The organism is Enterobacter sp. DNB-S2 (genome assembly GCF_019443845.1).
Taxonomy (GTDB): domain Bacteria; phylum Pseudomonadota; class Gammaproteobacteria; order Enterobacterales; family Enterobacteriaceae; genus Enterobacter; species Enterobacter asburiae_B.
The window spans coordinates 669,300-692,133 of the sequence record NZ_CP050520.1; the positions used below are offsets into that span (position 1 = coordinate 669,300).

Genomic DNA, 22,834 nt, shown 5'->3' on the forward strand with positions numbered 1-22,834 from the left:
CCACCCGCCATCTAAGTATTCCAACAGGTATTCACCGTGCTCAACAAACTCTCTCGTCTGCTGGATCAGGCAGGTATTTCGCTCACCGATCACCAGAAAAATCAGCTGGTGGCCTATGTCGATATGCTGAACAAATGGAACAAAGCGTACAACCTGACCTCAGTACGTGACCCCAACGAGATGCTGGTACGCCATATTCTCGATAGCATCGTGGTCGCCCCCTGGCTGAAAGGTGAGCGTTTTATCGACGTGGGGACGGGACCAGGTTTACCGGGCGTTCCGCTGTCGATTGTTCGCCCTGAAAGCCACTTCACGCTACTGGACAGCCTCGGCAAGCGCGTGCGCTTTTTACGTCAGGTACAGCATGAGCTGAAGCTTGAAAACATCACGCCCGTGCAGAGCAGGGTAGAGGAGTTCCCGGCAGAGCCGCTGTTTGACGGGGTTATCAGCCGTGCATTTGCTTCGCTCAACGATATGGTGAGCTGGTGCAAACACTTACCTGCGGAGAACGGCCGCTTTTATGCGCTGAAAGGGCAGTTGCCAGGCGATGAGATTGAACAGCTCCCGGACGGTTTTGCTGTTGAATCCATCGAGAAATTACACATTCCTCAGCTCGATGGGGAGCGTCATCTGGTGATAATTAAGCCAAACAATTTTTAAAAAATTAATAAAAAATGTGGAATTTGTGCTGTTCTTCGCATGTTAAAAAACAGCACAAAGACAGAGGATTTACCGTCGGGCTTTTAACCTCTTTTTCACTAAGGTTTTTCTTATGGTTAACCTGGCGACTTTTATTCACCGCAAAGATAGTCATCTGTGAAAATATAAGTCTGCTAAAAGTGGAAGGCAGTAACCAGAACGCAATGTTAATTATTTATTAAGAATGTCAATAAAACGTTTTTATTGTGTACTGGGCTGTTTTGAAAATAGTTACGGCATTTTGCATTTAATTTCATAAAGATAAATTTGCGCGATTTGCGCCTTTGATAAATACAACCTTATCGCAAATGTGTGTTTTGTGATCTCGTGCACGCTTTATCGCCAACGTTTTCGCGCTGTTTGCAGTTTTGGTCGAAGGTTGACGCTTTCAGCGAAAGTTAAAAAATAGCGGTGGGGAAAAATATTTAAACATTTATTCACCTTTTCGCTACTTAATGTTTGAAATCACGGGTGCGCACCGTATAATTTGACCGCTTTTTGATGCTTGACTCTGAGCCTTAAAGGACGTTTTATACGACACGCGGCATACCTCGAAGGGAGCAGGAGTAAAAACGTGATGTCTGTGTCGCTCTTGAGTAGAAACGTTGCTCGTAAGCTTCTGTTCATTCAGTTTCTGGCTGTGATAGCAAGTGGACTGCTGTTTAGCCTCAAAGACCCCTTCTGGGGCATCTCCGCCGTGTGCGGGGGTTTGGCGGTTGTGCTGCCAAACGTGTTGTTTATGATTTTTGCCTGGCGTCATCAGGCGCATACACCTGCCAAAGGCCGCGTGGCCTGGTCCTTCCCCCTCGGCGAAGTGTGTAAGGTGTTGCTGACCTTTGCTCTACTGGTGATGGCGCTGGCGGTTTTGAAAGTGGTCTTCATGCCGCTGATAGCAACGTGGGTTTTGGTGCTGGTGGTACAAGTTCTGGCTCCAGCTGTAATCAATAACAAAGGGTAAAAGGCATCATGGCTTCAGAAAATATGACGCCGCAGGATTACATAGGTCACCATCTGAATAACCTTCAGCTGGACCTGCGTACATTCTCGCTGGTGGATCCACATAACCCCCCCGCCACCTTCTGGACGATCAACATCGACTCCATGTTCTTCTCGGTGGTTTTGGGTCTTCTGTTCCTGGCCATGTTCCGCGGTGTTGCTAAACGAGCGACCAGCGGTGTACCAGGGAAATTCCAGACTTTCATCGAAATGATCATCGGCTTCGTCCATGGCAGCGTCAAAGACATGTACCATGGTAAGAGCAAGCTGATTGCTCCGCTGGCCCTGACCGTGTTCGTTTGGGTCTTCCTGATGAACCTGATGGACCTGCTGCCAATCGATCTGCTGCCATTTATCGGCGAGCACATCTTCGGCCTGCCTGCGCTGCGTGTTGTACCGTCTGCGGACGTGAACATCACCCTGTCGATGGCGCTGGGCGTATTTATCCTGATTCTTTTCTACAGCATCAAAATGAAAGGCGTAAGCGGCTTTGTGAAAGAGCTTACCTTGCAGCCGTTCAACCACTGGGCGTTTATTCCGGTCAACCTGATCCTGGAAGGCGTTAGCCTGCTGTCCAAACCTGTTTCACTGGGTCTGCGACTGTTCGGCAACATGTATGCGGGTGAGCTGATTTTCATTCTGATCGCGGGTCTTCTGCCGTGGTGGTCACAGTGGATTCTGAATGTGCCATGGGCCATTTTCCACATCCTGATCATTACGCTGCAAGCCTTTATCTTCATGGTTCTGACGATCGTCTATCTGTCGATGGCGTCTGAAGAGCACTGATTTTTTACCAACACTACTACGTTTTAATTGAAACAAACTGGAGACTGTCATGGAAAACCTGAATATGGATCTGCTGTACATGGCTGCCGCTGTGATGATGGGTCTGGCGGCTATCGGTGCTGCGATCGGTATCGGCATCCTCGGGGGCAAATTCCTGGAAGGCGCAGCGCGTCAACCTGATCTGATTCCTCTGCTGCGTACTCAGTTCTTTATCGTTATGGGTCTGGTGGATGCTATCCCAATGATCGCTGTAGGTCTGGGTCTGTACGTGATGTTTGCTGTCGCGTAGTAGTAGTTTTAAAACCCTAAGCCACAGAAATTAAAGAGGTATTGTGCTGTGAACATGAACGCAACAATCCTCGGCCAGGCCATCGCGTTTATTCTCTTTGTCTGGTTCTGCATGAAGTATGTATGGCCGCCTTTAATGGCAGCCATCGAAAAACGTCAGAAAGAAATTGCTGACGGTCTGGCTTCCGCAGAACGCGCTAAGAAAGATTTGGACCTTGCACAGGCCAACGCGACAGACCAGCTGAAAAAAGCGAAAGCTGAAGCTCAGGTAATCATTGAACAGGCTAACAAACGCCGTTCTCAGATCCTGGACGAAGCCAAAGCTGAAGCAGAACAGGAACGTACTAAGATCGTGACACAGGCTCAGGCAGAAATTGATGCTGAGCGTAAACGTGCTCGTGAAGAACTGCGTAAGCAGGTTGCGATTCTGGCTGTTGCTGGCGCCGAGAAGATCATCGAACGTTCCGTGGATGAAGCTGCTAACAGCGACATCGTGGACAAACTTGTCGCTGAACTGTAAGGAGGGAGGGGCTGATGTCTGAATTTGTTACGGTAGCTCGCCCCTACGCCAAAGCAGCTTTTGACTTTGCTGTCGAACACCAAAATGTCGATCGCTGGCAGGATATGCTGGCGTTTGCCGCTGAGGTGACGAAAAACGAACAAATGGCTGAGTTGCTTTCCGGTGCGTTAGCACCTGAAACTCTCGCCGCGTCGTTTATCGCCGTGTGCGGAGAGCAACTGGATGCCAACGGCCAGAACCTGATTAAGGTGATGGCAGAAAATGGTCGTCTCCGTGTGCTCCCGGATGTTCTCGAGCAGTTTGAGCACTTACGTGCCCTTAGTGAAGCAACCGCTGAAGTCGAAGTGACTTCTGCGACTGAACTGAGTAATGAACAGCTTGCGAAAATCACCGCCGCGATGGAAAAACGTCTGTCACGCAAAGTTAAGCTGAATTGCAAAATCGATAAGTCTGTAATGGCAGGCGTAATCATCCGTTCGGGTGATATGGTCATTGATGGCAGCGTACGCGGCCGTCTTGAACGCCTTGCAGACGTCTTGCAGTCTTAAGGGGACTGGAGCATGCAACTGAATTCCACCGAAATCAGCGAACTGATCAAGCAGCGCATTGCTCAGTTCAGTGTTGTGAGTGAAGCTCACAACGAAGGTACTATTGTTTCTGTAAGTGACGGTGTTATCCGCATCCACGGCCTGGCCGATTGTATGCAGGGTGAGATGATTTCCCTGCCGGGTAACCGTTACGCTATCGCACTGAACCTGGAGCGCGACTCCGTAGGTGCAGTTGTGATGGGTCCATACGCTGACCTCGCCGAAGGCATGAAGGTTAAGTGTACTGGCCGTATTCTGGAAGTGCCGGTTGGCCGTGGCCTGCTGGGTCGCGTTGTTAACACCCTGGGTGCGCCAATCGACGGTAAAGGTCCGGTTGAGCACGATGGCTTCTCCCCAATCGAAGTTATCGCACCAGGCGTTATCGACCGTCAGTCCGTAGATCAGCCTGTTCAGACAGGTTATAAGTCCGTTGATGCCATGATCCCAATCGGTCGTGGTCAGCGTGAACTGATCATCGGTGACCGTCAGACCGGTAAAACCGCGATGGCTATCGACGCCATCATCAACCAGCGTGACTCCGGCATCAAATGTGTGTACGTGGCTATCGGCCAGAAAGCGTCCACCATTTCTAACGTGGTTCGTAAACTGGAAGAGCACGGCGCACTGTCTAACACCATCGTTGTGGTAGCAACTGCTTCTGAATCTGCTGCACTGCAATACCTGGCGCCATATGCCGGTTGCGCAATGGGCGAATACTTCCGTGACCGCGGTGAAGATGCACTGATCGTATACGATGACCTGTCTAAACAGGCTGTTGCTTATCGTCAGGTTTCCCTGCTGCTCCGTCGTCCACCTGGACGTGAAGCGTTCCCTGGCGACGTATTTTACCTCCACTCTCGTCTGCTGGAGCGTGCTTCCCGCGTTAACGCGGAATACGTCGAGAACTTCACCAAAGGTGAAGTGAAGGGTAAAACGGGCTCTCTGACCGCTCTGCCGATCATTGAAACCCAGGCGGGTGACGTTTCTGCGTTCGTTCCGACTAACGTAATCTCCATTACCGATGGTCAGATCTTCCTGGAAACCAACCTGTTTAACTCCGGTATCCGTCCGGCGGTTAACCCGGGTATCTCCGTATCCCGTGTTGGTGGTGCTGCTCAGACCAAGATCATCAAGAAACTGTCCGGTGGTATCCGTACCGCGCTGGCACAGTATCGTGAACTGGCTGCGTTCTCTCAGTTCGCATCCGATCTGGACGAAGCAACCCGTAAACAGCTGAGCCACGGTCAGAAAGTGACCGAGCTGCTGAAGCAGAAACAGTACGCACCAATGTCTGTTGCTCAGCAGGGCCTGGTACTGTTCGCGGCTGAACGCGGTTACCTCGAAGATGTGGAACTGGCGAAAATCGGTAGCTTCGAAGCCGCTCTGCTGGCTTACGTTGACCGTGATCACGCTCCGCTGATGCAAGAGATCAACCAGACCGGTGGCTATAACGACGAAATCGAAGGCAAGCTGAAAGCTATCCTCGATTCCTTCAAAGCAACCCAATCCTGGTAATCGTCCGGCGGCTTGTCTCAGGACAAGCCGCCTGGCATTGAGGAGAAGCTCATGGCCGGCGCAAAAGAGATACGTAGTAAGATCGCAAGCGTCCAGAACACGCAAAAGATCACTAAAGCGATGGAGATGGTCGCCGCTTCCAAAATGCGTAAATCGCAGGATCGCATGGCGGCCAGCCGTCCTTATGCAGAAACCATGCGCAAAGTGATTGGTCACCTTGCGAACGGTAATCTGGAATATAAGCACCCTTACCTGGAAGAACGCGACGTTAAGCGCGTGGGCTACCTGGTGGTGTCGACCGACCGTGGTCTGTGTGGCGGCTTGAACATTAACCTGTTCAAAAAACTGCTGGCGGATATGAAAGCATGGTCTGAAAAAGGCGTTCAGTGCGATATCGCAATGATCGGCTCTAAAGGCGTCTCTTTCTTTAACTCCGTTGGTGGCAATATTGTCGCTCAGGTGACAGGTATGGGTGATAACCCGTCCCTGTCCGAACTGATCGGCCCGGTTAAAGTGATGTTGCAGGCCTATGATGAAGGCCGTCTGGACAGACTGTACGTTGTCAGCAACAAATTCATTAACACCATGTCTCAGGTTCCAACGCTCACTCAGATGCTGCCATTACCGGCATCAGAAGATGACGAGCTGAAGCAAAAAGCCTGGGATTACCTGTATGAACCCGATCCGAAACCGCTGCTGGATACCCTGCTGCGTCGTTACGTTGAATCTCAGGTTTATCAGGGCGTTGTAGAAAACCTGGCCAGCGAGCAGGCCGCACGAATGGTGGCGATGAAAGCCGCGACCGATAATGGCGGCAGCCTGATTAAAGAGCTGCAGTTGGTTTACAACAAAGCTCGTCAGGCCAGCATTACTCAGGAACTCACCGAGATCGTCTCGGGGGCCGCCGCGGTTTAACCAGGTTTACGAATTACGTAGAGGATTCAAGATGGCTACTGGAAAGATTGTCCAGGTAATCGGCGCCGTGGTGGACGTCGAGTTCCCTCAGGACGCCGTACCACGCGTGTACGACGCGCTTGAGGTACAGAATGGTAACGAGAGCCTGGTGCTGGAAGTTCAGCAGCAGCTCGGCGGCGGTATCGTGCGTACCATCGCTATGGGTTCTTCCGACGGTCTGCGTCGTGGTCTGGAAGTAAAAGACCTTGAGCACCCGATCGAAGTCCCGGTAGGTAAAGCAACACTGGGTCGTATCATGAACGTATTGGGTCAGCCAATCGACATGAAAGGCGACATCGGTGAAGAAGAGCGTTGGGCTATCCACCGCGCGGCACCTTCCTACGAAGAGCTGTCAAGCTCTCAGGAACTGCTGGAAACCGGTATCAAAGTTATCGACCTGATGTGTCCGTTCGCGAAGGGCGGTAAAGTCGGTCTGTTCGGTGGTGCGGGTGTAGGTAAAACCGTAAACATGATGGAGCTGATCCGTAACATCGCGATCGAGCACTCCGGTTACTCCGTGTTTGCGGGCGTAGGTGAACGTACTCGTGAGGGTAACGACTTCTACCACGAAATGACCGACTCCAACGTTCTGGACAAAGTATCCCTGGTTTACGGCCAGATGAACGAGCCACCTGGAAACCGTCTGCGCGTTGCGCTGACCGGTCTGACGATGGCTGAGAAATTCCGTGACGAAGGCCGTGACGTTCTGCTGTTCGTTGATAACATCTATCGTTACACCCTGGCCGGTACGGAAGTATCTGCACTGCTGGGTCGTATGCCTTCAGCGGTAGGTTATCAGCCTACGCTGGCGGAAGAGATGGGTGTTCTTCAGGAACGTATCACCTCTACCAAAACCGGTTCTATCACCTCCGTTCAGGCGGTATACGTACCTGCGGATGACTTGACTGACCCATCTCCAGCAACCACCTTTGCGCACTTAGATGCAACCGTGGTACTGAGCCGTCAGATCGCGTCTCTGGGTATCTACCCGGCCGTTGACCCGCTGGACTCCACCAGCCGTCAGCTGGATCCACTGGTTGTTGGTCAGGAACACTACGACACCGCGCGTGGCGTACAGTCCCTGCTGCAGCGTTACCAGGAACTGAAAGACATCATCGCCATCCTGGGTATGGATGAACTGTCTGAAGAAGACAAACTGGTGGTAGCACGTGCGCGTAAGATCCAGCGCTTCCTGTCCCAGCCGTTCTTCGTTGCGGAAGTATTCACCGGTTCTCCGGGTAAATACGTTTCCCTGAAAGACACCATCCGTGGCTTTAAAGGCATAATGGAAGGCGAATACGATCACCTGCCGGAGCAGGCGTTCTACATGGTTGGTTCCATCGACGAAGCCGTGGAAAAAGCCAAAAAACTTTAACGCCTTAATCGGAGGGTGATATGGCAATGACTTACCACCTGGACGTCGTCAGCGCAGAGCAACAAATGTTCTCTGGTCTGGTCGAGAAAATCCAGGTAACGGGTAGTGAAGGTGAACTGGGTATTTTCCCGGGTCACGCACCGCTGCTCACCGCCATTAAGCCTGGTATGATCCGCATCGTTAAACAGTTCGGTCACGAAGAGTTTATCTATCTCTCCGGCGGCATTCTTGAAGTGCAGCCTGGCAGTGTGACCGTTCTGGCCGATACCGCTATCCGTGGACAGGATCTCGACGAAGCGCGAGCCCTGGAATCGAAGCGTAAGGCTGAAGAGCACATTAGCAGCTCTCATGGTGACGTGGATTACGCTCAGGCGTCTGCGGAGCTGGCCAAAGCGATCGCGAAACTGCGCGTTATCGAGTTGACCAAAAAAGCGATGTAACACCGGCTTGAAAAGCACAAAAGCCAGTCTGGATACCAGGCTGGCTTTTTTTTTCGGCCTTAATTCATGATGAAAAAGATGTAGAATTTTAAGCATCAAACGTTTTTACTTCACACTCAAACTACCGTCAGGATGCGTATGTCAAACAGTGCGATGAGCGTGGTGATCCTTGCCGCTGGCAAAGGGACCCGCATGTATTCCGATCTGCCTAAGGTGCTCCACACGCTTGCAGGAAAGCCAATGGTGCAGCATGTCATTGATGCAGCGAACGAACTGGGTGCCGGTCAGGTCCACCTGGTCTACGGCCACGGCGGCGATCTGCTTAAAAAGACGCTGAGCGATGACAAGCTCAACTGGGTGCTTCAGGCCGAACAGCTGGGCACAGGCCATGCGATGCAGCAGGCTGCGCCTTTCTTTGCGGATGACGAAGACATTTTGATGCTCTACGGCGATGTCCCGCTGATCTCCGTTGAAACCCTGACTCGCCTGCGTGAAGCCAAACCGCAGGGCGGTATCGGTTTGTTGACCGTCGTGCTGGACGATCCAAGCGGTTATGGCCGCATCACCCGTGAAAACGGCAACGTCACGGGTATTGTTGAGCATAAAGATGCCAGCGACGAACAGCGCCAGATTCAGGAGATCAACACCGGTATTCTGATTGCCAGTGGCGCGGACATGAAGCGCTGGCTGTCTCAGCTCAACAACAACAACGCACAGGGTGAATTCTACATCACCGACATCATTGCGATGGCGTACCAGGAAGGACGTGAGATTGCGGCGGTTCATCCGGCGCGCATCAGTGAAACCGAAGGGGTGAATAACCGTCTTCAGCTTTCCCGCCTGGAGCGCGTTTATCAGTCCGAGCAGGCCGAAAAACTGCTGCTGGCGGGCGTGATGCTGCGCGATCCGGCGCGTTTCGATCTGCGTGGTTCGTTATCTCACGGTCGTGACGTTGAAATTGATACGAACGTTATCCTCGAAGGTCACGTCACGCTGGGCAATCGCGTCAAAATTGGCGCCGGCTGCGTGATTAAAAACAGCGTCATCGGCGACGACTGCGAAATCAGCCCGTACAGCGTGGTAGAAGATGCTCGTCTGGATGCGGCCTGTACCATCGGCCCGTTTGCGCGTCTGCGCCCGGGCGCTGAGCTGCTGGAAGGCGCTCACGTGGGTAACTTCGTGGAAATGAAAAAAGCGCGTCTGGGTAAAGGCTCGAAAGCCGGTCATCTGACCTATCTGGGCGATGCGGAAATTGGCAATAACGTGAATATTGGTGCAGGGACTATTACCTGTAACTATGACGGCGCGAATAAGTATAAAACCATCATCGGTGACGACGTGTTCGTTGGCTCCGATACGCAGCTGGTGGCGCCTGTTACCGTGGGTAACGGGGTGACTATCGCCGCCGGAACAACCGTTACGCGCGATGTGGCCGAGAACGAGCTGGTGTTAAGCCGCGTGCCGCAGGTCAGCAAGCAGGGCTGGAAACGCCCGGTTAAGAAAAAGTAACGGATTTACCCCTCACCCTAACCCTCTCCCCATAGGGGAGAGGGGATCGTTCGGTGCGGTGTTTTTCTCCCTCGCCCCTTTGGGGAGAGGGCCGGGGTGAGGGGATAATATAATCCTCCCCCCCACAAGCAGTACCCATAAAAATAACCCCACTCTCTACAAGGCTCGGGGTGCCCGGAAAGGGCGTTACCCAAAGGATTTCGCGTTGTGGCAAGGCGGCAAGCGTATGAGTCCATGGGAGCTTACTTAAGTAAGTGACCGTGGCGAGTACGAGAAGCCAACGCAGCCGCAGCGTGAAAGACGCAGGGAAAATACAGGTCAGCGACAACGCAGGCATAATGCCTAAATTCGGAATCTAAAATTATGTGTGGAATTGTTGGCGCAGTTGCGCAGCGTGATATTGCTGAAATCCTTCTCGAAGGTTTACGTCGTCTGGAATACCGTGGTTACGACTCTGCCGGTCTGGCTGTCGTCGATGCAGAAGGTCATATGACCCGTCTGCGTCGTCTCGGTAAAGTGCAGATGCTGGCCCAGGCCGCGGAAGAACATCCGCTGCACGGTGGTACCGGTATTGCGCACACCCGCTGGGCGACGCACGGCGAACCGTCTGAAGGTAACGCGCACCCGCATGTGTCTGAACACATCGTGGTCGTGCACAACGGCATTATCGAAAACCACGAACCGCTGCGCGAAGAACTGAAAGCGCGCGGCTACACCTTCGTCTCTGAAACTGACACCGAAGTGATTGCTCACCTGGTGCACTGGGAGCTGGAGCAGGGCGGCACGCTGCGTGATGCGGTGCTGCGTGCTATCCCTCAGCTGCGCGGTGCGTACGGTACGGTGATCATGGATTCCCGCGATCCGTCCACATTGCTGGCCGCGCGTTCCGGTAGCCCGATGGTTATCGGTCTGGGCATGGGAGAAAACTTCATCGCTTCTGACCAGCTGGCGCTCCTGCCGGTTACCCGTCGCTTTATCTTCCTCGAAGAGGGTGATATCGCGGAAGTGACCCGTCGCAGCGTGACCGTCTTTGATACCAAAGGCGAGCAGGTGAAACGTCAGGAGATTGAATCGAATCTGCAGTACGACGCGGGCGACAAAGGCGCTTACCGTCACTACATGCAGAAAGAGATTTACGAGCAGCCAAACGCCATCAAAAACACGCTGACCGGGCGTATCAGCCACGGTGAAGTGGATCTGAGCGAGCTGGGCGCAAACGCGAACGAACTGCTCGGCAAGGTCGAGCATATTCAGATCGTGGCCTGCGGCACCTCCTACAACTCCGGTATGGTTTCTCGCTACTGGTTTGAATCCCTGGCGGGCGTGCCGTGCGATGTGGAAATCGCGTCTGAATTCCGCTATCGCAAATCCGCGGTGCGTCGCAACAGCCTGATGATCACCCTTTCCCAGTCCGGCGAAACGGCGGATACGCTGGCAGCGCTGCGTCTGTCTAAAGAGCTGGGTTACCTGGGCTCGCTGGCTATCTGTAACGTCCCTGGCTCATCGCTGGTGCGTGAGTCCGATCTGGCGCTGATGACCAAAGCGGGCACAGAAATCGGTGTGGCCTCCACCAAAGCGTTTACCACTCAGCTGACCGTTCTGCTGATGCTGGTGGCGAAGCTTGCGCGTCTGAAAGGTGAAGATGCGTCCGTTGAGCACGACATCGTTCACGGCCTGCAGGCGCTGCCGAGCCGTATTGAGCAGATGCTGTCTCAGGACAAACGCATTGAAGCGCTGGCGGAAGATTTCTCTGACAAACATCACGCCCTGTTCCTGGGTCGTGGCGATCAGTATCCGATTGCGCTGGAAGGCGCGCTGAAGCTGAAAGAGATCTCCTACATTCACGCTGAAGCCTATGCGGCTGGCGAGCTGAAGCACGGCCCGCTGGCGCTGATTGACGCGGATATGCCGGTCATCGTTGTGGCACCAAACAACGAACTGCTGGAAAAACTGAAGTCTAATATCGAAGAAGTGCGCGCCCGCGGCGGTGTTCTGTACGTCTTCGCCGACAAAGATGCCGGTTTTGTCAGCAACGACAACATGCATATCATCGAGATGCCGCATGTGGAAGAGGTGATTGCACCAATCTTCTACACCGTTCCGCTGCAGCTTCTGGCCTATCACGTTGCGCTGATCAAAGGCACCGACGTTGACCAGCCGCGTAACCTGGCGAAATCGGTTACCGTAGAATAATCCCTTCAGGCTCCACCTTCGGGTGGAGCTTTTTTTATCCTGCCCGGCTTGTTTTTAATCAATCCTTTCTCGTTTTTAATAATGACAATTTGTCATCTTCAGCTACTTTTTTCAGTGTCACATAAAGAAAATATTTCAGAAAACGTCTTGTCATAAAAGCGGCTAACGCGATGAAAAATATGCTTTCTTTTGCTGATTTTTAAGTGAAATTTACGCTGTCATAAAACTGTCATAATTCGTACATTTATCTGTCACCTGTTTGTCCTATTTTGCTCATCGTAGCCACTAAACAACGATTTACGAAAATCTTGCAGGAGACATTATGAAAGTTATGCGTACCACTGTCGCAACTGTTGTCGCCGCGACCTTATCTCTGAGCGCGTTCTCTGTATTTGCAGAAGCAAGCCTGACTGGCGCTGGTGCAACCTTCCCTGCGCCGGTGTATGCCAAATGGGCGGATACCTACCAGAAAGAAACCGGTAACAAGGTTAACTATCAGGGTATCGGCTCCTCCGGTGGCGTTAAACAAATTACCGCGAACACTGTTGATTTCGGCGCATCAGACGCTCCGCTGTCTGATGACAAGCTGGCTCAGGAAGGCCTGTTCCAGTTCCCTACCGTGATCGGCGGTGTGGTTCTGGCCATCAACCTGCCGGGCGTGAAGTCGGGTGAGCTGGTGCTGGACGGCAAAACGCTGGGTGACATCTACCTGGGCAAAATCAAAAAATGGGATGACGAAGCGATCGCTAAACTCAACCCAGGCCTGAAGCTGCCTTCTCAGAACATCGCCGTGGTTCGCCGCGCGGATGGTTCCGGTACCTCTTTCGTGTTCACCAGCTACCTGGCAAAAGTGAACGAAGAGTGGAAATCTAAAGTCGGCTCCGGCTCTACCGTTAACTGGCCAACCGGTCTGGGCGGTAAAGGTAACGACGGTATCGCCGCGTTCGTACAGCGTCTGCCTGGCTCAATTGGTTACGTAGAGTATGCGTACGCCAAGCAGAACAACCTGTCCTACACCAAACTGGTTTCAGCCGACGGCAAACCGGTTAGCCCGACCGAAGAGAACTTTGCTAACGCTGCGAAAGGCGCTGACTGGAGCAAATCCTTCGCGCAGGATCTGACTAACCAGAAAGGCGAAGGTGCATGGCCAATCACCTCTACCACCTTCATCCTGGTTCACAAAGAGCAGAAGAAACCTGAGCAGGGCGCCGAAGTGCTGAAGTTCTTCGACTGGGCGTACAAAAACGGCGGCAAACAGGCTAACGCCCTGGATTACGCTACCCTGCCGGACAACGTAGTTGAGCAGATTCGCGCTGCATGGAAAACCAACGTGAAAGACAGCAGCGGTAAAGCGCTGTACTAACAGGATATATTTAACGAAGATGGCGGGTGGCGCTGCGCTCACCCGCCCTACGGTTTAAGCTGTAGGCCCGGTAAGCGTCAGCGCCACCGGGCATATTCGTAAAAACGTCTCAAACAGAAGAGTAATTTATGGCTGCAACCAAGCCTGCATTTAACCCTCCGGGTAAAAAAGGTGACATGATTTTCAGCGCGCTGGTGAAACTGGCTGCGCTGATTGTGCTATTGCTGCTGGGCGGCATTATCGTGTCTCTGATTTTCTCCTCATGGCCGAGCATCCAGAAATTCGGTTTTTCCTTCCTGTGGACCAAAGAGTGGGACGCGCCGAACGACATCTACGGTGCCCTGGTGCCGATTTACGGCACGCTGGTGACCTCGTTCATCGCCCTGCTGATTGCGGTTCCGGTGAGCTTTGGTATTGCCCTGTTCCTGACGGAGCTGGCGCCGGGCTGGCTGCGACGCCCGCTGGGTATTGCCATCGAACTGCTGGCGGCCATTCCAAGTATCGTTTACGGCATGTGGGGCCTGTTCATCTTTGCTCCGCTGTTCGCCACGTATTTCCAGGAACCAGTCGGTAACGTGCTTTCCGCCATTCCGTTTGTGGGTGCCCTGTTCTCTGGCCCGGCTTTCGGTATCGGCATTCTGGCGGCAGGTGTGATCCTCGCCATCATGATTATTCCGTACATTGCGGCGGTTATGCGCGATGTCTTCGAACAAACGCCGGTGATGATGAAAGAGTCGGCCTACGGCATCGGCTGCACCACCTGGGAAGTTATCTGGCGCATTGTCCTTCCGTTCACCAAAAATGGGGTGATCGGGGGCGTGATGCTGGGCTTAGGTCGTGCGCTGGGTGAAACCATGGCGGTCACCTTTATCATCGGTAACACCTACCAGCTCGACAGCGCGTCGCTCTACATGCCGGGTAACAGTATTACCTCGGCGCTGGCGAATGAATTTGCGGAAGCGGAATCCGGGCTGCACGTGGCGGCGCTGATGGAGCTGGGTCTGATTCTGTTCGTTATCACCTTCATTGTTCTGGCGATTTCCAAGCTGATGATTATGCGCCTCGCTAAAAATGAGGGGGCACGCTAATGGCCACTCTCGAAATGCAAGCTACCGCTGAACTGGCGGAATCCCGCCGCAAAATGCAGGCCAGACGCCGCATGAAAAACCGTATTGCCCTGTCGCTCTCTATGGCGACAATGGCGTTCGGCCTGTTCTGGCTGGTCTGGATCCTCTTCTCGACGGTCGTTCGCGGGATTGACGGGATGTCACTGTCGCTTTTCACCGAAATGACGCCACCGCCGAACACGGCGGGTGGTGGCCTGGCTAATGCCCTGGCGGGCAGCGGCTTGCTGATCCTCTGGGCGACGGTCTTCGGCACGCCGCTGGGCATCATGGCGGGTATCTACCTGGCTGAATACGGTCGTAAATCCTGGCTGGCCGAAGTCATTCGCTTCATCAACGACATTCTGCTGTCTGCACCTTCTATCGTCGTGGGTCTGTTTGTTTACACCGTGGTGGTGGCGCAGATGGAACACTTCTCCGGCTGGGCGGGCGTGATTGCCCTGGCGCTGCTACAGGTGCCGATTGTTATTCGTACCACCGAGAACATGCTGAAACTGGTGCCGGACAGCCTGCGTGAAGCGGCTTATGCGCTGGGTACGCCGAAATGGAAGATGATCTCTGCAATTACGCTGAAGGCGTCCGTCTCCGGGATCATGACCGGTATCCTGCTGGCGGTTGCGCGTATCGCGGGTGAAACGGCGCCGCTGCTGTTTACGTCTCTCTCCAATCAGTTCTGGAGCACGGACATGATGCAGCCGATCGCCAACCTGCCGGTGACGATCTTTAAATTTGCGATGAGCCCATTCGCGGAATGGCAGCAGCTGGCCTGGGCCGGGGTGCTGATCATTACCCTTTGCGTACTGTTGCTGAACATTCTGGCGCGCGTCATTTTCGCGAAGAAGAAACACGGTTAATTTTTTACGGCGCGGCAGCTCGCGGCGCCGAATGAGGAAATGAGTCAATGAGTATGGTTGATACTGCCCCGGGTAAGATTCAGGTTCGTGATTTGAACTTCTACTACGGCAAATTCCATGCCCTGAAGAACATCAACCTGGATATCGCGAAGAACCAGGTCACGGCATTTATCGGTCCGTCCGGCTGTGGGAAATCCACGCTGCTGCGCACCTTTAACAAAATGTATTCGCTCTATCCGGAGCAGCGCGCTGAGGGTGAAATCATCCTGGACGGTGAAAACATTCTGACTCAGGCGCAGGATATCGCCCTGCTGCGCGCCAAAGTGGGGATGGTGTTCCAGAAACCAACGCCTTTCCCGATGTCGATTTATGACAACATCGCGTTTGGCGTGCGTCTGTTTGAAAAACTCTCCCGTGCCGATATGGACGAGCGCGTGCAGTGGGCTTTGACCAAGGCCGCATTATGGAACGAAACCAAAGATAAGTTGCACCAGAGCGGTTACTCTCTCTCCGGTGGTCAGCAGCAGCGTCTGTGCATTGCGCGCGGTATTGCTATTCGCCCGGAAGTGTTGCTGCTGGATGAGCCGTGTTCAGCGCTGGACCCGATCTCAACCGGCCGTATTGAAGAGCTGATCACCGAGCTGAAGCAGGATTACACCGTGGTTATCGTGACCCATAACATGCAGCAGGCTGCACGTTGTTCCGATCACACGGCGTTTATGTACCTGGGCGAGTTGATTGAGTTCAGCGATACGGACGCGCTGTTCACCAGGCCCGCGAAGAAACAAACCGAAGATTATATTACTGGCCGCTACGGTTGATTTGCCTTAGTGCATGTGGAGAAACCATGGACAACCTCAATCTTAATAAACACATTTCCGGCCAGTTCAACGCAGAGCTGGAAAGCATTCGCACCCAGGTAATGACCATGGGCGGCATGGTCGAGCAGCAGCTTTCTGATGCGATTACGGCAATGCACAACCAGGACAGCGAGCTGGCGAAGCGCGTTATTGAAGGCGACAAAAACGTCAACATGATGGAAGTCGCTATCGACGAGGCCTGCGTGCGCATTATCGCGAAACGCCAGCCGACGGCGAGCGATCTGCGTCTGGTAATGGCGATCATCAAAACCATCGCCGAGCTGGAGCGTATTGGTGACGTTGCGGATAAAATCTGCCGCACCGCGCTGGAGAAGTTCTCTCAACAGCACCAGCCGCTGCTGGTGAGCCTGGAGTCGCTGGGCCGCCACACCGTGCAGATGCTGCACGATGTGCTGGATGCCTTTGCGCGTATGGACCTGGACGAAGCGGTGCGTATCTACCGTGAAGACAAGAAGGTCGACCAGGAGTATGAAGGCATCGTGCGTCAGCTGATGACCTACATGATGGAAGATTCACGTACGATCCCAAGCGTACTGACCGCCCTGTTCTGCGCGCGCTCTATTGAGCGTATCGGCGACCGCTGCCAGAACATTTGCGAATACATCTTCTACTTCGTGAAAGGTCAGGACTTCCGTCACGTGGGCGGCGACGAGCTGGACAAGCTGCTGGCGGGTAAAGATCCGAAAGAGTGATTTTACCCTCACCCTAACCCTCTCCCACAGGGAGAGGGGACAATTCGGTTTTCTCCCTCTCCCCAGGGGAGAGGGTCGGGGTGAGGGGAAAACTCAGCGAGTAATATCCCACCCGCGCGCCTTCCACAGCGCTGGCAGCTGCGCCAGATCGGTAAAGGTCGTCACGTTGGGATGATCGATCGGCTTGTTGTGCGGGTCGGCGCAGAAGTAAAACACCTCCATCCCCGCATCAATCCCCGACTGCGCGCCCGCAGACGAGTCATCCACCAGAATACAGTTCTCTACGTTGACGTTCATCGCTTTTGCCGCATGGAACATCAGCGCCGGGTCTGGCTTCCAGCGCTGGATATCGTAGCCGCTGAACAGTTTTTCCGGGAAATGGTGCAACATATCAAGCTTGCCCAGCGAGTGCTGCATTTTGCTGACCGGGCCATTAGAAACGACGCAGACTGGCACCGTCATCGCATCCAGCAACGCGTTAGCCCCGGAGATAACCTCCAGCTCGGAGTCGAACAGGCGTGCGACCTCGGCGCGGTACACCGGTTCCAGATCGGCTTTCGCCAGATCCACACCGTGTTCTTCGTTAATGATGTCGATGATCTCGTAGAGCTTTACGCCCTTAAAGCGTTTAAACACCTCTTCGAGTTCCAGCGTAATGCCAAATTCCTGGAACATGGTGACATACGCGCGGGAACAAATGACCTCACTGTCGACCAGCGTACCGTCGCAGTCGAAAAATACCGCTTCAATTCCGGACATGCCTTTCCCTTTTAACAAGTTTAACGTTTACGTACGGCAGTTCGCCGGCACGCAATCGTTGCCGTATAAGCAAAATCAATGAAAAAAGTATCACGTAACCGCCACTATTGTCGCATTTTGGTATAGGATAGCGACGAATTTTCCCTCCTTGTTCGGAATTGATGATGAGTCAACAACACACTACCCAGACATCTGGTCAGGGTCTGCTTGAGCGCGTTTTTAAACTGCGCGAGCACGGCACAACGGCACGCACCGAAGTGATCGCTGGTTTCACCACCTTCCTGACGATGGTCTATATCGTTTTTGTGAACCCTCAAATTCTGGGCGTTGCTGGCATGGATACCAGCGCCGTCTTCGTTACAACCTGTCTGATCGCGGCCCTTGGCAGCATTCTGATGGGTGTGTTCGCTAACCTGCCGGTTGCGCTGGCACCGGCGATGGGCCTGAATGCGTTCTTCGCGTTCGTGGTCGTTCAGGCTATGGGGCTGCCGTGGCAGGTTGGCATGGGCGCCATCTTCTGGGGCGCGGTTGGCCTGCTGCTGCTGACCATTTTCCGCGTGCGTTACTGGATGATTGCAAACATTCCCGTGAGCCTGCGCGTGGGCATCACCAGCGGTATCGGTCTGTTCATCGGTATGATGGGGCTGAAAAACGCCGGCGTTATCGTGGCTAACCCGGATACGCTGGTGAGCATCGGTCACCTGACCTCTCATAACGTGCTGCTGGGCGTGCTGGGCTTCTTTATCATCGCGATCCTGGCTTCCCGTAATATTCACGCGGCGGTGCTGGTGTCCATCGTTGTCACCACCCTGCTGGGCTGGATGCTGGGCGACGTTCACTATAACGGTATCGTCTCCGCGCCACCGAGCGTTTCTACCGTGATTGGTCACGTCGATCTGGCGGGTTCCCTGAACCTGGGCCTGGCGGGCGTGATTTTCTCCTTCATGCTGGTCAACCTGTTTGACTCCTCCGGCACGCTGATTGGCGTGACCGACAAAGCGGGCCTGGCGGATGAGAAAGGGAAATTCCCGCGCATGAAGCAGGCGCTGTTTGTGGACAGCGTCTCCTCTGTGACCGGTGCTTTTATCGGAACCTCGTCCGTTACCGCGTACATTGAATCGTCTTCCGGCGTGTCCGTGGGCGGCCGTACCGGCCTGACGGCGGTGGTTGTGGGTATTCTGTTCCTGCTGGTAATCTTCCTCTCTCCGCTGGCGGGTATGGTTCCACCGTATGCGGCAGCCGGCGCGCTGATCTATGTGGGGGTGCTGATGACCTCCAGCCTGTCACGCGTGAAGTGGGATGATTTAACCGAAGCGGTGCCGGCGTTTATTACCGCCGTGATGATGCCGTTCAGCTTCTCGATTACCGAAGGTATCGCGCTGGGCTTTATCTCTTACTGCGTAATGAAGATCGGTACCGGCCGCTTCCGCGACCTCAGCCCGTGCGTCATCGTTGTGGCGCTGCTGTTTGTGCTGAAGATTGTGTTTATTGATGCACACTAAGATGCTGGTGGTGTCAGGTGGCGCTTCGCTTACCTGACCTACGGGCAAAGTTCCCTCTCCCCGTGGGAGAGGGCCAGGGTGAGGGCATCAGGCTGCAATAAGCTTACGCCTTCACCCGCTTAATATAATCCCCAAACGCCGTCAGCTGGCCAGACAGATGATCGCGCGTGCTCTGATCCACCACTTCACCCGTTTGTGGGTCGACCTTGTTCTGAATCACACCACCCATAAATTCCGGCTTGTTCATGACCATCGCATCCAGGAACACCAGGATCTGGCGCAGATGATACTGGCAGCGCGCGCCGCCAATCGCGCCCATTGAGCTGGTCTGGATCAGCACCGGCTTGCCTGCCAGCGGCTGCTCAGGTAAGCGGGACAGCCAGTCGATGGCATTCTTCAGACCACCCGGAACCGAATAGTTGTACTCTGGCGTCACGATGACCACGCCGTCGGCCTGGCGGATCTGCTCTGCCAGCGCCTCAACGCTTTGCGGGAAACCCTCTTCCTGCTGTACGTCAGCGTCATAGAGCGGAATATCGCCAATAGACGGCAGGGCGCTAATGTCCATTCCTGCCGGTGCCAGCTGTGGCAGCGTGCGGGCAACCATCCCGTTAAATGAACCTTTGCGCAGGCTTCCCAGTAACGTAACTACTTTCAACGTATCAGACATGATTACTCCTGTTTCATCATGATGACCCTGATTGGATCAGCTAAGGGTGAATGCTTTTTCTGCCGGTAAACTGGTTAAACGCATCAGGCGTGCGGCGGGCTCGTTGGCACGCTCGGGCACATCAGGAAGGCTACGCCATCCCTGTTGGCTGTCAAATTCCCAGATTTTCATGCGTTCGATGGCGGGGGTAACCGCAATGGACCAAATGAGCACATCCTCTGCGTCACTGAGCGCCTCTACCAGCGTGGCCTGGGCGGCACGCAGACGTCCGGAGCCTGGCAGCAGCTGCAGCAGGCTGGCGTCGTCTGAGGCGCATCCACAGAGCTTTCGGATGCTCTGGCGCAGGGTAATGAGCTGGGCTCGGGCTTCGACAGGATCGTTCTGGTTGCGTACCCACAGCTTCTCATTGCTGGAGAGCGGATAGTCTTCATGCGCATTACCGCCATGGAAGCTACGTGTCGCGCGCTGAAGTTCCATATCCAGCCCACAATCCCCTTCGGTGGCCAGCGCGACGCCAATGATATTGCCCGCGTAGGCAATCGAAAAACGAGGGAGATCCGGGTCGGCAAAGACCGGGCGACCTTCGGGTTGGGTAATGATGTCCGGCAGCTCGCTGGTGCCGTACAGCATAAACAGCAGTTCTGCGAGAAGCGCCCGGGAAGCTAAAAACCGCGTTCTGCGGTGTTCCGGGAGAGTGAGTGCTTCACTGTGACAGGCTGAAGAAATTCTTGCCGATACGAGACGTCCTTCCGTAAGTATCCCTCTTGCAAAGTGCGTAGCCATTTTTCGCTCCTTGATAATGGTCGTAATCGGTTAAACGGTTACATGATTATCGCTTAACTTGACTCCTGTTTTAATCAGTAAATGGGAGTAAGAGAAGCCTCAGGACCGAACTTTACATTTTCTTAGGCAAAAATTGGATCGCTGGCACCGTACAGCGCCTTGATGGTCTCCCGCAGCCAGAGGATTTTCGGATTATGGCTGTTTCGTTTATGCCAGATCAGCGTGAAGGGAACGGTAAGCTTTTCAGCGTGTGCTTCGTCAATGGGAATGGGCAGCGCGATCAGCTTCCGCTGGTGGAGTTGATTGTAGTGATGGCAGTAGTGCGGAGCGGTGGCGATATAGTTATGGCCGGGCTGGGCCGCCATAAACATCGACTGCTCAAAGCCCGGCACGCTCATGGCAATGTTTCTCTCCCGACCCATCTCCTTTAGCACTTCGTCCAGTGCCCAGGTGTCGCTGCGTTCCCAGAAGATGCTGATGTGCGGGTAGCGCAGGAAGGTCTCTAGGTTCCATTCGTCCTGTAGCGCGGGGTGATCCTCACGCAGATACACGCACGGACGGTCGCTGAACAGGATCTCATAGTCGATGAACCACGGCATTAGCTTCAGCAATTCACGCGAGCGCGGGTGCGTTTCGCGTCCGGTGAATCCCAGATCCACCTCTCCACGCGTAATGGCGTCCAGCGAGTCGTAATCCCAGTGACGCATCTTCACCGTAGCCTGCGGATAGCGCTGGTTCACCTGCTCCAGCAGGGCGTTAAAGCGGATCAGCATCAACGGCGTTTCGGCGGCCAGCACGAACGTTAGCCCGCCCGGGGAATCATGGTGGAATTTATCGAGGATCTGGTTGCCGATTTGCATCCAGTCAGCCAGATCCTGCTCCAGGCTTACCGTCAGCGGGGTCGGCAGCAGCCCCAACGGCGTTTTGACAAACAGCGGGTCGTCAAACCAGTCACGCAGCTTGGCCAGCGATTTACTCACCGCAGACGGCGTCACGTTCATCCGTTTCGCCGCTTTGGTGACGCTGCGCTCCTGCAGCAAAAGCTGCAGGCACAGCAACAGGTTAAGATCGAGACTGCTGATGGGCTTCTTCATAATGCGCCGCGGGCTGGATGACCATAAGTAAGGTGATGCACAGTATGCTACAGCCAATCAGAACCCCGATCAGCATATTCAGCGCGTTAAGCCCGATGACCGACGCCAGCCAAATCCACAGCGACGAGCCGCAGACCTGCGCAATTCCCAGCACCGAGCTTGCTACGCCTGCCCGCAGCGAGAAGGGACCAAGCGCCTGACTCATCGCCACGCCAAAGCCAACCGAGAACCCGGCGCAAATGAGGGTAATGCCGGCCAGCATTACCGCATGCGAGCTGGCGGTTGCCAGGATCGCGCCTGCCGTGAGGAATAAAACCTGTGAGGTCAGCATCAACGTACGCTGGCTAAAAACATTTAGCGCAAACGGGGTAGAAAACGACACTGCCATACTGACCATGGCGGTTAATGCCATCACCGTTGAATACTCACCCCGATCGAAGCCCATGGTTTCCATCAGTAAAACCGGGGAAACGTTTACATAGGTCAGGATCACCGCCACGCTTAACGTGGTCACGGCCAGACGACTGAGAAAAAATCGGTTAAGCAGCTTCTCGGCTGGGTGAATGGCTGCGGTATGACTGGTATTCTGCGAGCCCGGGTGGGTCTCTTTCAGCACGGCGATGGACAGGACAAACACCAGCGCGCCCATCGCCGCCATGGTCCAGAACAGGCTCTGCCACGGGAATTTCAGCATGATCAGATATCCCACGACCGGGGCCAGCACCGGGATGATGCAGGTAATACCGTTCAGCATCGAAAGCACTTTGGCGCGACGCTGGGCGCTTAAGGTGTCGCGCAAAATGGCAAACGCGACGACGTAGCAGCCACCGGCTCCAATGCCCTGAATAAACCGTCCGGCCAGGAACAAGGTGCTGTTTTGCGCCTGTGAGCAGAGAAGAGAGGCCAGGGCAAAAATGATGGCGCCGGTTATCGCGACGGGCTGACGGCCTGCCTTATCCGCGATCTTCCCGGCAAAGACCATCGACGACGCCATCCCCGCGAGGTAGGCCGAAAACGCGATGTGCAGCTGCGCTTCGCTGGCGCCCAGATCGCGGGCGATGTGTGGCAATCCCACCAGATACATATCAATGCCGGACGGATAAAGCAGAACTAATGCGAAACTACAAAACAGAAAACGCGCCATAAACCCCCCATAGATGCAGGCATGCAGGATAGGGGGTGAAAAGGGATTAGGCGAGTTGCCATTTGGACAATGGTGATTTCCCGGGAGGAAATCACCATCAGTGATC

General features: G+C 54.3%; 23 protein-coding genes. 18 read left to right on the forward strand and 5 right to left on the reverse strand.

Annotated features, from left to right (window positions below):
* Positions 1-36 precede the first annotated feature (36 nt).
* From rsmG to phoU, 17 genes are all read left to right on the forward strand, one after another.
* Positions 37-660, forward strand: a complete 624-nt coding sequence (rsmG, locus tag HB664_RS03270) for a 16S rRNA (guanine(527)-N(7))-methyltransferase RsmG (RefSeq protein ID WP_219940352.1) — start codon at positions 37-39, stop codon at positions 658-660.
* A 616-nt stretch (positions 661-1,276) separates the two neighbouring features.
* Positions 1,277-1,657 (forward strand): F0F1 ATP synthase subunit I, encoded by a 381-nt coding sequence (gene atpI, locus HB664_RS03275; RefSeq protein ID WP_219940353.1) that lies wholly within the window; start codon positions 1,277-1,279, stop codon positions 1,655-1,657.
* A gap of 8 nt (positions 1,658-1,665) precedes the next feature.
* Positions 1,666-2,481 (forward strand): F0F1 ATP synthase subunit A, encoded by an 816-nt coding sequence (atpB, locus tag HB664_RS03280; RefSeq protein ID WP_023309789.1) that lies wholly within the window; start codon positions 1,666-1,668, stop codon positions 2,479-2,481.
* 49 nt (positions 2,482-2,530) lie between these two features.
* Positions 2,531-2,770 carry a F0F1 ATP synthase subunit C gene (atpE, locus tag HB664_RS03285; RefSeq protein WP_000429386.1) on the forward strand — a complete coding sequence of 80 codons (240 nt, stop codon included), beginning with the start codon at positions 2,531-2,533 and terminating at the stop codon, positions 2,768-2,770.
* Between the two features lie 48 nt (positions 2,771-2,818).
* Positions 2,819-3,289, forward strand: a complete 471-nt coding sequence (gene atpF, locus HB664_RS03290) for a F0F1 ATP synthase subunit B (RefSeq protein WP_014072436.1) — start codon at positions 2,819-2,821, stop codon at positions 3,287-3,289.
* A 14-nt stretch (positions 3,290-3,303) separates the two neighbouring features.
* Entirely contained in the window at positions 3,304-3,837 is a 534-nt protein-coding gene (gene atpH, locus HB664_RS03295) for a F0F1 ATP synthase subunit delta (protein WP_023309790.1), read from the forward strand.
* Between the two features lie 12 nt (positions 3,838-3,849).
* Positions 3,850-5,391, forward strand: coding sequence for a F0F1 ATP synthase subunit alpha (gene atpA / locus HB664_RS03300; protein ID WP_006808751.1), 1,542 nt, complete (start codon positions 3,850-3,852; stop codon positions 5,389-5,391).
* A 51-nt stretch (positions 5,392-5,442) separates the two neighbouring features.
* On the forward strand, positions 5,443-6,306 hold the full coding sequence (gene atpG / locus HB664_RS03305; protein WP_008500191.1) for a F0F1 ATP synthase subunit gamma: 864 nt from the start codon (positions 5,443-5,445) through the stop codon (positions 6,304-6,306).
* 31 nt (positions 6,307-6,337) lie between these two features.
* A complete protein-coding gene (gene atpD / locus HB664_RS03310; RefSeq protein ID WP_006177559.1) occupies positions 6,338-7,720 on the forward strand; it encodes a F0F1 ATP synthase subunit beta in 1,383 nt (460 codons plus the stop codon).
* Between the two features lie 20 nt (positions 7,721-7,740).
* Complete coding sequence (locus tag HB664_RS03315; RefSeq protein WP_006177560.1) at positions 7,741-8,160, forward strand: F0F1 ATP synthase subunit epsilon; 420 nt, start codon at positions 7,741-7,743, stop codon at positions 8,158-8,160.
* A gap of 138 nt (positions 8,161-8,298) precedes the next feature.
* Positions 8,299-9,669, forward strand: coding sequence for a bifunctional UDP-N-acetylglucosamine diphosphorylase/glucosamine-1-phosphate N-acetyltransferase GlmU (glmU, locus tag HB664_RS03320; RefSeq protein ID WP_219940354.1), 1,371 nt, complete (start codon positions 8,299-8,301; stop codon positions 9,667-9,669).
* Positions 9,670-10,032: 363 nt separating this feature from the next.
* Complete coding sequence (gene glmS, locus HB664_RS03325) at positions 10,033-11,862, forward strand: glutamine--fructose-6-phosphate transaminase (isomerizing) (RefSeq protein WP_023309792.1); 1,830 nt, start codon at positions 10,033-10,035, stop codon at positions 11,860-11,862.
* A 322-nt stretch (positions 11,863-12,184) separates the two neighbouring features.
* Complete coding sequence (gene pstS / locus HB664_RS03330) at positions 12,185-13,225, forward strand: phosphate ABC transporter substrate-binding protein PstS (RefSeq protein WP_008500186.1); 1,041 nt, start codon at positions 12,185-12,187, stop codon at positions 13,223-13,225.
* Positions 13,226-13,353: 128 nt separating this feature from the next.
* Entirely contained in the window at positions 13,354-14,313 is a 960-nt protein-coding gene (gene pstC, locus HB664_RS03335; protein ID WP_023309793.1) for a phosphate ABC transporter permease PstC, read from the forward strand.
* Positions 14,313-15,203 (forward strand): phosphate ABC transporter permease PstA, encoded by an 891-nt coding sequence (pstA, locus tag HB664_RS03340; protein ID WP_023309794.1) that lies wholly within the window; start codon positions 14,313-14,315, stop codon positions 15,201-15,203. The genes pstC and pstA overlap by 1 nt, the downstream gene beginning before the upstream one ends.
* Positions 15,204-15,250: 47 nt before the next feature.
* Positions 15,251-16,024, forward strand: coding sequence for a phosphate ABC transporter ATP-binding protein PstB (pstB, locus tag HB664_RS03345; protein WP_010426574.1), 774 nt, complete (start codon positions 15,251-15,253; stop codon positions 16,022-16,024).
* A 26-nt stretch (positions 16,025-16,050) separates the two neighbouring features.
* The gene (phoU, locus tag HB664_RS03350) at positions 16,051-16,776 is read left to right on the forward strand and encodes a phosphate signaling complex protein PhoU (protein WP_008500182.1); all 726 of its coding nucleotides are present in this window, start codon (positions 16,051-16,053) and stop codon (positions 16,774-16,776) included.
* Between the two features lie 93 nt (positions 16,777-16,869).
* Here the strand turns inward: phoU and yieH are convergent, their stop codons facing one another.
* Entirely contained in the window at positions 16,870-17,535 is a 666-nt protein-coding gene (gene yieH, locus HB664_RS03355; RefSeq protein ID WP_047059242.1) for a 6-phosphogluconate phosphatase, read from the reverse strand.
* A gap of 164 nt (positions 17,536-17,699) precedes the next feature.
* On the opposite strand from yieH, the gene adeP reads away from it, so the two are divergent.
* Positions 17,700-19,037: an adenine permease AdeP gene (gene adeP, locus HB664_RS03360; protein ID WP_147429993.1), complete on the forward strand. Its 1,338-nt coding sequence runs from the start codon at positions 17,700-17,702 to the stop codon at positions 19,035-19,037.
* 103 nt (positions 19,038-19,140) lie between these two features.
* Here adeP and HB664_RS03365 read toward each other — a convergent pair whose 3' ends face one another.
* From HB664_RS03365 to HB664_RS03380, 4 genes are all read right to left on the reverse strand, one after another.
* Entirely contained in the window at positions 19,141-19,707 is a 567-nt protein-coding gene (locus tag HB664_RS03365; RefSeq protein ID WP_049015527.1) for an NADPH-dependent FMN reductase, read from the reverse strand.
* 36 nt (positions 19,708-19,743) lie between these two features.
* Positions 19,744-20,490 (reverse strand): 4'-phosphopantetheinyl transferase superfamily protein, encoded by a 747-nt coding sequence (locus HB664_RS03370; RefSeq protein WP_219940355.1) that lies wholly within the window; start codon positions 20,488-20,490, stop codon positions 19,744-19,746.
* A 122-nt stretch (positions 20,491-20,612) separates the two neighbouring features.
* On the reverse strand, positions 20,613-21,584 hold the full coding sequence (gene yidZ, locus HB664_RS03375) for an HTH-type transcriptional regulator YidZ (protein ID WP_217071969.1): 972 nt from the start codon (positions 21,582-21,584) through the stop codon (positions 20,613-20,615).
* Positions 21,553-22,728, reverse strand: coding sequence for an MFS transporter (locus HB664_RS03380; RefSeq protein ID WP_219940356.1), 1,176 nt, complete (start codon positions 22,726-22,728; stop codon positions 21,553-21,555). Before HB664_RS03380 ends, yidZ begins: the two co-directional genes overlap by 32 nt.
* Positions 22,729-22,834 lie beyond the last annotated feature (106 nt).

Bases quoted from the DNA above. Each gene is read 5' to 3' on its own strand.
- atpI (WP_219940353.1), top strand. From the start codon at position 1,277: ATGTCTGTGTCGCTCTTGAGTAGAAACGTTGCTCGTAAGCTTCTGTTC.
- atpB (WP_023309789.1), top strand. From the start codon at position 1,666: ATGGCTTCAGAAAATATGACGCCGCAGGATTACATAGGTCACCATCTG.
- atpE (WP_000429386.1), top strand. From the start codon at position 2,531: ATGGAAAACCTGAATATGGATCTGCTGTACATGGCTGCCGCTGTGATG.
- atpH (WP_023309790.1), top strand. From the start codon at position 3,304: ATGTCTGAATTTGTTACGGTAGCTCGCCCCTACGCCAAAGCAGCTTTT.
- atpA (WP_006808751.1), top strand. From the start codon at position 3,850: ATGCAACTGAATTCCACCGAAATCAGCGAACTGATCAAGCAGCGCATT.
- atpG (WP_008500191.1), top strand. From the start codon at position 5,443: ATGGCCGGCGCAAAAGAGATACGTAGTAAGATCGCAAGCGTCCAGAAC.
- atpD (WP_006177559.1), top strand. From the start codon at position 6,338: ATGGCTACTGGAAAGATTGTCCAGGTAATCGGCGCCGTGGTGGACGTC.
- HB664_RS03315 (WP_006177560.1), top strand. From the start codon at position 7,741: ATGGCAATGACTTACCACCTGGACGTCGTCAGCGCAGAGCAACAAATG.
- glmU (WP_219940354.1), top strand. From the start codon at position 8,299: ATGTCAAACAGTGCGATGAGCGTGGTGATCCTTGCCGCTGGCAAAGGG.
- glmS (WP_023309792.1), top strand. From the start codon at position 10,033: ATGTGTGGAATTGTTGGCGCAGTTGCGCAGCGTGATATTGCTGAAATC.
- pstS (WP_008500186.1), top strand. From the start codon at position 12,185: ATGAAAGTTATGCGTACCACTGTCGCAACTGTTGTCGCCGCGACCTTA.
- pstC (WP_023309793.1), top strand. From the start codon at position 13,354: ATGGCTGCAACCAAGCCTGCATTTAACCCTCCGGGTAAAAAAGGTGAC.
- pstA (WP_023309794.1), top strand. From the start codon at position 14,313: ATGGCCACTCTCGAAATGCAAGCTACCGCTGAACTGGCGGAATCCCGC.
- pstB (WP_010426574.1), top strand. From the start codon at position 15,251: ATGAGTATGGTTGATACTGCCCCGGGTAAGATTCAGGTTCGTGATTTG.
- phoU (WP_008500182.1), top strand. From the start codon at position 16,051: ATGGACAACCTCAATCTTAATAAACACATTTCCGGCCAGTTCAACGCA.
- yieH (WP_047059242.1), bottom strand. From the start codon at position 17,535: ATGTCCGGAATTGAAGCGGTATTTTTCGACTGCGACGGTACGCTGGTC.
- adeP (WP_147429993.1), top strand. From the start codon at position 17,700: ATGAGTCAACAACACACTACCCAGACATCTGGTCAGGGTCTGCTTGAG.
- HB664_RS03365 (WP_049015527.1), bottom strand. From the start codon at position 19,707: ATGTCTGATACGTTGAAAGTAGTTACGTTACTGGGAAGCCTGCGCAAA.
- HB664_RS03370 (WP_219940355.1), bottom strand. From the start codon at position 20,490: ATGGCTACGCACTTTGCAAGAGGGATACTTACGGAAGGACGTCTCGTA.
- yidZ (WP_217071969.1), bottom strand. From the start codon at position 21,584: ATGAAGAAGCCCATCAGCAGTCTCGATCTTAACCTGTTGCTGTGCCTG.
- HB664_RS03380 (WP_219940356.1), bottom strand. From the start codon at position 22,728: ATGGCGCGTTTTCTGTTTTGTAGTTTCGCATTAGTTCTGCTTTATCCG.